Genomic DNA, 12,477 nt, shown 5'->3' with positions numbered 1-12,477 from the left:
GCTGTATGAAGAACAAAGCGATCTATCCTCGAACCGTTTCAGGTAATGGAAAAGGTGCAAGGAAATCTATAGGCCGTCCTCATCTAAGGTTGTTCGCGGCCTGCCTGATCGGAGTTACTATCGTAGGGATCCTATGGTGGAACTTGACTGGGGCGCAAGCAACGGTCTCAACCAGTGACAAGGAAGAGGTTATTGCCACGGTAGATGGAGAGTCCATCGTGGAGCAGGAGCTCCAGTGGCAGATGAAGAAGCTGCGTTCTCATACAGATGGTAATCTGGCAATGAAAACGAATCTGACTGACAATCGTGAACAGGCTTTGAAGGCTAGTATACAATTGAAAGCGCAGCTCCTAGAGGCGAAGCGAAGAGGTATCGTGGAATCGGTTCGTTATGCGGATTTCGTGTCGAAATGGCAATCAGAGCAGTCAAGAAGGAAGGATGCGGCATTGAGCAACGGGGTTGTATATGGCCCTATTCAAGTCGAGGAAGAACAGTATTATGATTTCTTCGTATCGGATATCCTTGCAAAATTGCGAGATGACATGTTAGCAGAGAAACCATTCGCACAAGAGGACATTGCTGCTTATTACAATGAGCATCTAGCCCAGTACAAAAAACCGAATCGCCTTCAAACGAATATGTTTGTGGTAGCGTTCGGCAACGATGTAACCAAGGATGCGGCATTTCGCACTGCTCAAGCGATTGCAGATGGCTTGAAACGCGGTGAAGAGGCGGAAAAGCTGCTTCAAGTGAACAGCAGCAAGAAGGTTGTTCTGCAACAACGAGCATTTAACGAGCAAACGGCCAAGCAAGATACGATGAATGGAACGCAAGTGTGGCGTAGCGTTCAAACGTTACGAGAAGCTGACGTTTCGAACCCGATTGAGGAAAACGGCAGCTATTATATATTCCAATGCTTAGCGTTGGAGGACACAGGTTTCTTGCCACTGGAGAAAGCTAGCGCGGGTATAAACATCGTGCTTATGGAGGCAGAATTTCCAAGGATGACGGAGCGCTGGGTTAAGGCATCTACAATTGAACTCAAATCATCTACTAAACAAGCTGAATAGTATGACTTAGCATAAAGAAATAACGACCATCGTTTTCTCCTTCTGGGAAAGATGGTCGTTATTTTTCTCATCTGACTTAATTGGAAGTCGTATCCAGTAATGTTCGGACATAGGCATCAATACTGAACCACCGCGTATCTATGGTAACAGGGACTTTATTCTCTACCATTTCAATGGCTTCTCTTGGATGGAGCAGATCATATCGAGGGCTATACATTTCGGTGAACGGAGGCAGATCAGCTCGTCCCTTAGGTGCAATTGGCGTAGCACCTAGCAGCTGGGCTTCATAGAGTGCCAAGGTTAGACTACCACCTATAGTAACTGAAACGGCTGCTGTTGCCTTCGATAATAGTTGATAATACTCAGCATGTGGCAGCCTTCCTACTTCAATCCCTAATTCTCTCCACATAGCCACAGGATAGTGGGACAATGGGGTTACAGGCGAGGCTATAACTACCCGATAACCTAACTCCATAAATTCAAATGCCAAGCGGACAGAGAGATAAGGTTGATAAAATTCATTCATTCGGCCTGGGAAGACAATTAATTTCTCCCGTTCATCTGAAGATTGGATACCCTTCAAAGTATCATTCACATAGTCATGATCATAAGGAAAACCTGCTGCGATAACTTCGACTTGGGAACCGGCAGGCAGGCAACGTTTGCCCCAAGGCACCATGCTGGGGTTCGTATAGAAAATAGCTTTCAAAGAAGGATGATGGAAAATCCATAATGACTCTAAATCTAATACGTTGGTAAAAGGGTTCCAGACATCATGTTCTTGAATATACAGACGCTGGGGAACAGGATTCGCTTCTTTGATCATATCAAATAGAGTAAAGCGTGTAATCAAAACAGGAATCTGGGGGTCCTCCGGCAGTTTAGTGGAAAAGGTATAGGGAACTCCCGCGGACTCAAGCCCTTTGTGTAAACCGCTGAGATAATTGGGATACCACGCTGTTTGATCATTGTCGTCTACAAGTACATGTAACATGATATGTAAGCCTCCATGGGATGATGAATTGACTTTATATGCAAAATATATCATATTTTCTTATGGATATCATGCCTATTAACTTTTGTGATATGGTAAGTTTAGATAATGAGCAGGACTAGGACGGTGATAAATCATGGCAGCTATGAATGAGAGAGTCTTCTTAGAATCAGGCAAGATACGTGATGGTATTCCGCATACAAGAGAAGTTATCTACGTGGGACGTAATGGTCAGAAGGTTGAGCGGATTCAGGTGAGTGAAGATCATACCATGACTAGCTTTATTTATAAACCACTCACGAATTATCCCAATAAGGGAAAAGAAGTATGGTTGCAAGAGAACTTGAACTTCCGAATTCCAGAAGTACATATCCCTAAGATCCTCTATTATTCTCGAGCGCTGGAGCCGGAGGATGAGTGGATGGTATTTGAAGATCTAGGCGAACTGAAACATAACTTTAGCAGCGATATCATGCTAAAAACGTCAGAGTTCATGCCCTATTGGCATCTCATGCCGACATCACTTCTCCCTGAAGACTTTGAGGGTCATACTCCGAGAATGAAAGATATTCAAAGTATTATTATGGCGAAGGATGTGCAACTGAGGCAATTATTTAATCGTCTAGGATTTCCGGATGACCACATCACCTACTTTTATGAGGAAATCTTACGCCAGGATCAATTCGAAAATGAAATCGTTATTTCGCATGGTGATTTATATCCATTAAATATCGCTGAAGTGAATAATAAAATTTTCATTTTCGATTGGGAGTACGTTCATACGAATAGCGTATTCTGGGATCTGTATACGTTGATGGACATTACGAGCCCGCAATACAGCCGCTTCGTCATTAGTCAGGAATCACGTCTAGCTATTCTTGCTAGATATATCTCTGTTAGGGAGAGCCTTCAATCTCCAACACGTGGAAACTTCATCAATGATTATCACAAGTACAGCGCCTTGTATTCTGTGTGGCTGTTGCTTTTAATAGAAGAGGATCTCACCCAAGATAAATTTGAAAAGTCAGCACTTATACGGCAGTATAAGGAAACATGTGAGATTCTGAAAATCGTTTTCGATTATCTAAATTACACCAATGGACAATTATTTTAAAAAACCTGCAAAATTCGACAAAATTGCATTATAATAAGGATACAAAATGCTGTTGAGGGAGATCGTAAGCATGTTTTCATCATTAGATAAGTTCCCATTAAAAACGATATTAATTTTCTTAATCGCTATATTAAGTATGAATTTAACGTATTTTCAACATTCCAAGATTCTTCTGAATAATCATCAAAAAGAGAAAATAAATCTTGTCATCTCTACGATTTCTGCCGAACTTAGTAAGCAAAGTGAAGTTGAGGCAACCTATGATGAAATGCTTGGTCATGAACTGAGGACCGCTTCTATTGTTATTCAGAAGTCCTTACATCCTGACTTCAACCAAGTTACTAACGATCAGCTAGTCGAATTGTCGAAGGAATTGAAGATAGATGGGATTACGTTATTTGAGAGACGTGGTGATGACTTTATTGGGGTAAGATCTTCGGAGCCCAAAGAAATCAATGCTAGCTCGAAAACGTGGGGAATTGTCTATTCTGCTCAATTACAGTTAACGGATCGTAAACGTGTCGATGTAGGAACGGGATTGACCCTCGACAATTTTTGGAGCGGGCCCATTGATACGGCTTCGACAGATCAAGCAAACATCAGAAAATGGGGAGAATATTACGATGGTACAACGAATTACATAATTAATCCCTATTTGAATGTATCCGGCACTCTTGAACATTATCGTGAAAAAGTAGGTGTGGATGCAAGCATCCAAGAGCTCCTTGCTAATAACAAAGGAAATTTAATCGAGATTGGCGTCCTGAATCCGGAGAAGATCTTCGATAAAACCCCGACACCTAACAATAGATCCAGCTGGTATTCTGAGCGACTATTATTAAACGGCAGCTATAAGTATAGGGACAGTGTTGAAGAGAGTAAAATCAAGGAAGCATTGACTAAGAATAGTACGGTATTTTACAATGTGAATTTGGATGGGACGAACATTCTGAAAAGCTTTACACCGATCGTCACAACAAATCTGAAGTACAAGCGTGATGACTTACCCAAAGTGGTTATGGTTGCAACCGATTACACACAGATCGAAAAAACATTACACCAACAGTTTCGTGAAGTTTTCATATTCATGAGCATTGTCACGCTATTAGTTTGTGTTGTTATAATTATTCTGTATTCGATGACGCGGAAAAAGAATGAAGGAGCTGTGAAAACAGTTCAAGATGTATATCTAGAGAACATTAATTCGATTGTTCAGTCGATCAAAGAGCAGCGTCATGATATTATCAACCATATTACGACCATCTCCTGGATGATTAAATTGAAGAAATATGAAAGTCTGCAAGACTATATCGATCCTTTAATCCAAGAAGCGAAAATGATGGATAACAAAATTAAAGCGGTTGAAATTAATATTCCAGCATTAAGCGGAATTATCCAAGCTAAGTTGGCACAATCCGAAGTTCATAACATTGACATGCAGGTTGATTTTAAAAATATGGAAAATTTACGACTTACGACGATTAAGACCACGGATTTAGTCCGCATATTAAGTAATTTGATCGATAATGCGTTTGACGCAACGATCGAGCTGCCTGTTAATGAAAGGTTAATCAGTGTGGAAGGTATCGTTCAAGCCAACCAACTCACGATTCAGGTGCAGAATTCCTGTTATCCTGTTACTCCTGACATACACACAAAAATATTTGAATCAGGCTTCTCGACCAAAAAAGGCAAGAACAACAAAGGTCTGGGGCTTCATATCATCAAGCAGTTAATTGAGCGATATAAAGGAAAGATTGATTTCACTTCGCAAGAGGCTGGAGTTACGTTCTCCATTGTCATTCCATTAAAACATGAAAAATGAGAATTTGAATGTATAAGATTTCCTTACACTCCACATCCTAAGCTTACACCACGAGAAGGAGTGATTTACGAATGGCTAACAACAACACTTTGCTAGTTCCACAGGCCAAAGCCGCTTTAAATCAATTGAAGTATGAAGTTGCTCAAGAATTAGGGATTGCCTTGCAACCAAATGGTTATAATGGAAATCTCCTTACACGTGACGCAGGTTCAATCGGTGGTACGATCACGAAGAGATTAGTGCAAATCGCTGAACAGCAGCTGCAAGGTTTCAAACGCTAGATCATTTTGGTTATAGGTGAAAGTTTTAAAAAGACTGCAATCACTCTTCCTACTCGGGTGACTGGAGTCTTTTTTTCTTTACAAATTTAATGGTTTAGGGAATTATGTAATTGGAGACTATGTCAAAGCGAGAGGAAGCAACTATGATATCACCGGGAATTGTATCCGTCACATTTCGTGAACAATCAGCACTTGAAATACTTGAATTAAGCAGCCAATGTGGGCTGAAAGCAATTGAATGGTCGGAAAACGCGCATGTTCATCCTGGGGATGAGGTTGGCGCAAACAATCTGTACTTAAGAACAATTGATTGCGGCATGAAGATAGCAGCATATGGTTCCTATTTCCGTCTTCTTGCGAACCAACATCCTGAGCAAGTTTTTCGAGAGAGCCTGCGTGCCGCGAAAGCCTTGCGTGCCCCGCTCATTCGGATATGGGCAGGAACCTTACCCTCATCGACAGCAGATTCCGAATATGCTGCTCGCCTTGCTAAGGAAGCTAAACAGATTGCTGAGATAGCTGCAGCAGAAGGAATAAAAGTTGCGCTTGAGTGGCATAGAGGAACATTAACGGACACGAATCAATCGTCTATGCATCTGCTGGAAGAGGCAGATCATGCCAATCTCTATTGCTTGTGGCAGCCAACACCAGAACTTTCCATAAATGAACGTTGTGAAGGGCTGCATGAATTAGCGGCGCGTAAGAAGCTTTTAAACCTGCACGCTTATTATTGGGAAGGAGATACTCGCAGACCATTTGCAGAGGGGATTCACGAGTGGTCGCACTACTTGTCACAGATCGATAGCCATGAAGATCGATATATACTCATGGAGTTTGTAATGGGAAATACAGTTGAACAATTTAGATCAGATGCCGCAGCATTAACGCAATTATTAAATGATTTATCTTAACTTGATTACTTAATAAACGGAGCAGCGCGAATAAGCGGGCTCCGTTTATTTCATTCACACACATCTTTAACAATTAGGAGTGTAGTTACCTAACAAATATAGGCTAAAGTGAGTGTATTGAACGAAGTCATACCCGGTTACATAATATTGGATAGGGGAGAGAAGCATGACTCAGAATTTGCAAAATTTGTTACTAGATAGTGTTCGTGTGTCAATAGGCAACATGCTGCCGCAATCACTAGATCAAACCGAAGTAAGTACAAGCAATGAACCAATCCGTAAGGATGAAATCGGTGTCTCCATCAATTTCACGAACAGTGAGTATTGTATGATTTTAGATGGGCAGCGTGTCGTATTTAGCCGAATGAGCGAAGCCATTTTTGGGATGTACATGGAAGGTGAAATGCTAGATAGCTGTGTGAGTGAAATTGCCAACATAATTGCAGGCAGAACCACCACGATTCTAGGTGAACAAGGTGTTGAACTGGATATTACACCGCCGTCATTATTGGAGGAAAATTACCATTTTGACAATCAGGCTAACAAGCTGATGTTACCCATTTCCATTCAGACGGTTGGAGATATCCGTGTCGTTTTATTGAAAGAGCAATGATAAGAGGAGTGATAGATCATGGCAAAAATTTTAATCGTAGATGATGCAGCTTTCATGCGTATGATGCTGAAGGATATTTTGACGAAAGGCGGGCATGATGTGGTTGGTGAAGCGGAGAATGGCTTAGTAGCTATCCAGAAGTATCAGGAGCTTAAACCGGATATAGTTACGATGGACATCACGATGCCCGAGATGGAAGGCGTAGAAGCCGTTAGGGAAATTAGGAAAAAAGATGCGAATGCGAAAATTGTGATGTGCTCAGCAATGGGGCAGCAAGGCATGGTCGTACAAGCGATTCAGGCTGGAGCCAAGGATTTCATCGTCAAGCCATTCCAAGGTGACCGTGTTTTGGACGCCATACGCAGAGCTATATAATACATATAGAAGAACGCTCATCCTTTGCTGAATTAAGCACATGGATGGGCGTTTTTATTTAAGTTTGATGTGTGGGCATTTCATGAACTCGGGTGTAAAGTCTTATATTTGTAAGGGAAGATATAGGTCTAAAGACTTCGATTTACGATAAAATCCTTACAAAATAGGACTTTTATCGTTATTTTTACCCAATTTCATGTAAACATTAGCTAATTATTAGCAAAAAACATGTTTATCTAAAATCCTCGATAGAAGTTTTACAACAATTCATCGGTAAGATAAGGATATTGAGAAGTTAACAAACTTTGTTATGGAATTGCGAGGGACACTACAACAATGAATCTAATTCACTACTACCGCGAGCAATTTATCGAATTAAAATCACAATTCGAGCCTAATTGGGAGGAGGATCCCTTATATAAGTTTGGGTATCGATGGAATGCAATTACAAAGAATATGTATAAAGAATTTTTCCTAATCACACAAATGCAAGATGAACCATTGTGCTTAATGTATGTGATTGAACTTCCTGAGAAATACAAAAAGACGAATATAAGTGAAGTTGTTAAGAATGTATCTTCGTCCTACGAGCTTTCCATGTATTATAACTCGGAAAAAATTCTTTTAGCTTCTTGTATCTCGATCGAAAATTTACAACAAACATCATTAGGATTTTTAAATCAAGCACGCGGGGAGATCATTGATCTTGTGTTCTCAGCGATTCAATTAAAAGACATGTAACCATTAATAGGGGGATTTAATGTGAAGGCAACAATTAAAATGAAGTTATTAGCAGGATTTATCCTTGTACTCCTACTCACGTTTACAGTAGGGCTAGTGGCTATTATGAGTATGAATTCTATTCAGAAATCAGCAGTAAACGTTCAGGGGAATTGGCTGCCTAGTATTCTCAAGATTGATCAAATCAAAACTGATTTTTTTGAAGTCAGAGTGGCATTTCATCAAATCATTCTTGAATCAGACCCAGATAAAATTGCAAGTGCTCAGACACTCATTCAACAAAACAAAGAAAATGCATTGAAAGAAATGAAAGTGTATGCTGACTTCGTGAACTCAGGGGAAGAGAAGAACATCTATGATGCTATTTTGGCTTCTATGACAACTTATTTTAACCAAGCTGATACGATTATTGGGCTGGCAAGCAAGAATGAAGATAAGATGGCTTATGAAGCGATCACGCAAGTAAGACCAGCTCGTTCACAAACAACAGATTTATTTGAGAAGTGGATCCATTATAATGAGGTAGGCTCTAAGGCAGAAGTAGATGCAGCCGTATCCGACAATCAATCAGGCACATTAACGATTATTTTACTTGGTGCATTCGCGATCCTGATTGGTATTAGTGTGGCATTGTATATGTCAGGCAGTATCTCGAAAACAGTTCAATCTCTGTTATCCGTCGTCACGAAAGCATCTGAAGGCGACTTGAGAGAGAAAGCAACATCGAAAACAAAAGACGAGCTTGGCTCATTGGCTGACGCTTTTAATGATATGTTAGAAAATCTTCGTGTGCTCATCAGTAAAACGGTATCTTCCTCACAAAATGTTGCAGCTGCTGCGGAAGAAATTTCTGCGACAACGGAGCAAATTGCCAAAGGAAGCATGCATCAAGCTGAATCTACGCAAACCGTAAATAGCTTGTTTAAAGAACTTTCACTTGCCATTGATTCTGTTGCTCAAAATGCAGAGGTCGTTGCGGAGCTGTCAGAACAAACTAGAAATGGTGCCAAAGAGGGCGGAATCGCTGTACAAGCTTCTATTACTTCGATGGGGAATGTATCGAAGCAGATGGCTTTGCTCGAGCAAGATGCAGAGAAGATTGGTCAAATTATTGAGGTCATTGATGATATTGCAGACCAGACAAATTTATTAGCACTTAACGCTGCGATTGAAGCGGCAAGAGCAGGAGAACAAGGCAGAGGCTTTGCGGTGGTTGCGGAAGAGGTTAGAAAATTAGCTGAACGCAGTGGTGAAGCGACGAAACAAATTGCCATTATTATTAAAGGCATGCAAACAAATACGGATTTGAGTGTCAAAGCTGTTTCAGAAGCAGCCGATTTGTCGGAACGCACAGGGATTCAATTTGATAATATCGTTCGCATGGTTGCGAATACGGCACAGCAAGTGACAGAAATCGCTGCCGCTAGTGAGGAGCAATCCGCACAATCGGAGGAAGTCCTAAGTTTCATTCAAAATATTGCATCTGTGAGTCAACAGTCTGCAGCTGCTGCAGAGGAAACGGCAAGCTCTTCCCAATCATTGGCTACCTTAGCAGATGATTTGAATCAATCCGTTTCGAATTTCAAAGTGTGAGAAGGCGGGGTTGCACATGACAACGACGGTCACTCCCTTATATGTTGAAGGTCAGATTGGGCAAGAGCACTATGCTTTCTCAATCGTGTATATTCAAGAAATCATTAAGATGCATGAAATTACAGTATTGCCGGGAAATAAGAAGAATTTGCGTGGGGTCATCAATTTGCGTGGCATTATTATCCCCATCTATTGTTTGCGCTCTATGTTGCAAATTAAACCAGTCATGGATACGAAGCATACACGCATCATGATTGTTCATCTAGCAGGTAAAACACTGGGGCTTGTAGTGGACTGTGTGAGCAGGGTGATCGGATTTACGGAAGTTAAGCCAGTTTCAGAGGAATTTGGTCAACAAGGCAGCATCTATTTACAAGCTATTGGTGAAATTGATGGCAGCTTTGTTGGAATATTGGATATTGGTGAGCTGTTTCTCCAGGAGGTCAGAGGCAATGAGTGATTTTCAAATGGAAGTCTATATGGGTGTGTTTCTGGATGAATTGAGTGAACAGCTTCTTCTCTTGGATAAGAGTCTATTAGAGCTTGAGGAGAACGGAAGTAAGCCGGAAACGATTCAAACCATTTTTCGTATCGCTCATACGCTCAAAGGTTCTGCCGCTGCCATGGGGTTTGACAAGCTGAAAGAGATGATGCATAAACTGGAAAATATTTTTGATCATCTTCGCAATAACCGGATTCAAGTTCATACAGAACTTATGAATGTGTTGTTCCAAAGTATTGATTATATGAAGCACCAAAGAGAGCTCTTCCTGAAAGGGAATTATGAAGAGCAAGCGGTGGAGCATCTCATTGCAGTTCTTGAGCAGCTTTCTCACGGAGAACGAGTTCTTCTGGATACAGCACATGTAGCAGCATCAGAATCAGTACTTCTAGAATCAGCCACGGCTGAGCCGGAACTCCTATCTATTCGCATCTTAATTGAACCAGGCTCTGTGATGAAAGCAGTCCGAGCAGTGCTCGTGCTTCGAGAGCTGCAAGAAATGGGCGATGTGTTATCGACACAGCCGAGCTTCAATGCGTCGAGCACAGATGAAGATCTGGAGGCTCCAATCCATTTCCTTGTTTCAACGAACTATGCTCGCAACGAGCTTCAAGAAAGAATCAATCGTATTTCGCAATTATCCGAAGTGATTGTAGCACCATTTCATAGTCAGCCTGAGGTAAAAGGAAGCGAATCTACGCTGCCATCGACTTCAACACCGAATGTTGAGCACAAATCAGCTAAACCAGCACCAGCTGTGGTGAAAGATGCCGCTGCAGTTTCTCATACCGTACGTGTGGATGTTCAGCGGTTAGAGCATTTAATTAATCTAGTTGGTGAATTGCTGATTGATAATACACGGCTTGTTGAAGTTAAGAAACGGTTGCAAGACAAATATAAACAAGATTCCGATATTCATTTACTCGAAGATATTACCCACCATTTAGGCAAAATCGTCAGCAATATGCGTGATGGCATGATGAAGACGCGGATGATACCCATTGAGCAGCTTTTTAGCAGATTTCCCCGCTTAATCCGAGATTTATCACAAACTGCCAATAAAGAGATTACTCTTACGATCGAAGGGAAAGAAACGGAGCTAGATCGCACGTTAATTGAGGAAATCAGCGATCCGCTGATACATATCCTCCGCAATGCGGCAGACCACGGGTTGGAAACACCTGACCAGCGGGAAGCAGTAGGGAAGCCACGAAAAGGGCATATCCGAATGAAGGCAGCGCATGAAGAGAACTCCATCGTGATTACGGTCACAGATGATGGTCGTGGGATAGATGCGGATCGAATCCGGAAGAAAGCAGTGGATAAGGGGTTTATTTCGGAAGAAGAATCGCAGCTTATGACCGAGAAGGAGCTTATTAAACTCATCTTCCACTCGGGTATGTCAACGGCAGAGCAAGTAACGGAGTTGTCGGGCAGAGGCGTTGGGATGGATATTGTCCGTTCACATATTGAGAAGTTAAATGGACTCATTGACATCGAAACCGAAATGGGTAAAGGAACCACGATTACCTTGAAATTGCCTTTAACGTTGGCTATTATTCGCTCCCTGCTGGTTCGTCAAGGTCAACGGACGATTGCAGTACCACTATCGAACATTATTGAAATTTTCAGATACAATGAACAGGAAATTCAATTGCTTCATGGGCAAGAGATTTGTCATGTACGGGGTGAAATTCTGCCATTACTGCGTTTGAATACCTTACTTTCACCTGGGAACAGCATGAACGATGGGTCAGCTAAGAACAAGAAGTCGATCCTTATGATCGGTATGGCAGAGAAACGTATTTGTCTCGTCGTGGACCAATTAATTGCGAACCAAGAAATTGTCATTAAATCTTTGGATGAGATAGTTGGCCATATTCCGTATATCGCTGGAACTACGATTCTTGGTGATGGATTGGTTGCCCTCATTCTAGACGTGAACGCGATTATGCAGAAATCATCTGCTGGTCATGTACGGTTCGGCATGAAGGATCGCGTAAATAAAGACAAACATAACACGAAGCGAGAGCTGGTCACGGTTTATCTCGGTGCGGAGTGGTACGGCTTCCATCTTGAACATGTGCAAGAAATTTTGGCGATGCCGTCTTTGACGAAGATTGCTGGGGCTAATTCTAACGTACTGGGCATCATGAATATTAGAGAAGAATTGCTGATGGTTTATGATTTGCGAAGCAGTATGGGGTTGTCACCACAATCCAGTTCTGCGAAATCTCGTGTTTTACTTGTACGCGATGACGAACAATCCATCGGCATTGCTGTGGATTCCGTAACTGAAATTGTAACGGTATTTGAGCACGATACGAATGAAGAGATTGTTCAAAGCAAAGCCTCGCTTTCTACGATTCGAAGTATTTATAAGAAAGATGATCGGCTTATCCAAGTTTTCGATCGAGAGCAGCTCCTCTCGCAGTTGAAGATGAATACTTAAGAATTA

Annotated in this window: 12 protein-coding genes; 11 read left to right on the top strand and 1 reads right to left on the bottom strand. The window is 41.6% G+C overall.

The features are described from left to right. Positions 1 to 5: 5 nt before the first annotated feature. On the top strand, positions 6 to 1,070 hold the full coding sequence (locus ASG89_RS18860) for a peptidylprolyl isomerase (protein ID WP_057312435.1): 1,065 nt from the start codon (positions 6 to 8) through the stop codon (positions 1,068 to 1,070). A 76-nt stretch (positions 1,071 to 1,146) separates the two neighbouring features. Here ASG89_RS18860 and ASG89_RS18855 read toward each other — a convergent pair whose 3' ends face one another. Beyond that, positions 1,147 to 2,064 (bottom strand): hypothetical protein, encoded by a 918-nt coding sequence (locus ASG89_RS18855; RefSeq protein ID WP_057312434.1) that lies wholly within the window; start codon positions 2,062 to 2,064, stop codon positions 1,147 to 1,149. 136 nt (positions 2,065 to 2,200) lie between these two features. Between ASG89_RS18855 and ASG89_RS18850 the strand changes: the two genes are divergently transcribed. The 10 genes from ASG89_RS18850 to ASG89_RS18805 all read left to right on the top strand — a co-directional run bounded on the left by ASG89_RS18850 (position 2,201) and on the right by ASG89_RS18805 (position 12,471). Continuing rightward, entirely contained in the window at positions 2,201 to 3,178 is a 978-nt protein-coding gene (locus tag ASG89_RS18850) for a hypothetical protein (RefSeq protein WP_057312432.1), read from the top strand. Between the two features lie 70 nt (positions 3,179 to 3,248). Then, positions 3,249 to 5,003: a sensor histidine kinase gene (locus tag ASG89_RS18845; protein WP_057312430.1), complete on the top strand. Its 1,755-nt coding sequence runs from the start codon at positions 3,249 to 3,251 to the stop codon at positions 5,001 to 5,003. Positions 5,004 to 5,074: 71 nt separating this feature from the next. Then, entirely contained in the window at positions 5,075 to 5,284 is a 210-nt protein-coding gene (locus tag ASG89_RS18840; protein WP_056615159.1) for an alpha/beta-type small acid-soluble spore protein, read from the top strand. A gap of 143 nt (positions 5,285 to 5,427) precedes the next feature. Further along, a complete protein-coding gene (locus ASG89_RS18835) occupies positions 5,428 to 6,195 on the top strand; it encodes a sugar phosphate isomerase/epimerase family protein (protein ID WP_057312428.1) in 768 nt (255 codons plus the stop codon). 166 nt (positions 6,196 to 6,361) lie between these two features. Further along, positions 6,362 to 6,808: a chemotaxis protein CheX gene (locus ASG89_RS18830; RefSeq protein WP_057312426.1), complete on the top strand. Its 447-nt coding sequence runs from the start codon at positions 6,362 to 6,364 to the stop codon at positions 6,806 to 6,808. Positions 6,809 to 6,826: 18 nt separating this feature from the next. Further along, positions 6,827 to 7,183 (top strand): response regulator, encoded by a 357-nt coding sequence (locus ASG89_RS18825; RefSeq protein WP_057312424.1) that lies wholly within the window; start codon positions 6,827 to 6,829, stop codon positions 7,181 to 7,183. A gap of 336 nt (positions 7,184 to 7,519) precedes the next feature. Continuing rightward, positions 7,520 to 7,924 carry a hypothetical protein gene (locus tag ASG89_RS18820; protein WP_057312423.1) on the top strand — a complete coding sequence of 135 codons (405 nt, stop codon included), beginning with the start codon at positions 7,520 to 7,522 and terminating at the stop codon, positions 7,922 to 7,924. A gap of 21 nt (positions 7,925 to 7,945) precedes the next feature. Continuing rightward, on the top strand, positions 7,946 to 9,517 hold the full coding sequence (locus ASG89_RS18815) for a methyl-accepting chemotaxis protein (RefSeq protein ID WP_082593403.1): 1,572 nt from the start codon (positions 7,946 to 7,948) through the stop codon (positions 9,515 to 9,517). A gap of 16 nt (positions 9,518 to 9,533) precedes the next feature. After that, complete coding sequence (locus tag ASG89_RS18810; RefSeq protein ID WP_057312421.1) at positions 9,534 to 9,977, top strand: chemotaxis protein CheW; 444 nt, start codon at positions 9,534 to 9,536, stop codon at positions 9,975 to 9,977. Beyond that, complete coding sequence (locus ASG89_RS18805) at positions 9,970 to 12,471, top strand: chemotaxis protein CheW (RefSeq protein WP_057312419.1); 2,502 nt, start codon at positions 9,970 to 9,972, stop codon at positions 12,469 to 12,471. Before ASG89_RS18810 ends, ASG89_RS18805 begins: the two co-directional genes overlap by 8 nt. Positions 12,472 to 12,477 lie beyond the last annotated feature (6 nt).

It is taken from the genome of Paenibacillus sp. Soil766, assembly GCF_001428105.1.
In the GTDB taxonomy this organism is placed as follows: domain Bacteria; phylum Bacillota; class Bacilli; order Paenibacillales; family NBRC-103111; genus Paenibacillus_E.
The sequence above is the reverse complement of the archived record's forward strand: the minus strand, read 5'-3'. Positions and strand labels throughout refer to the sequence as shown.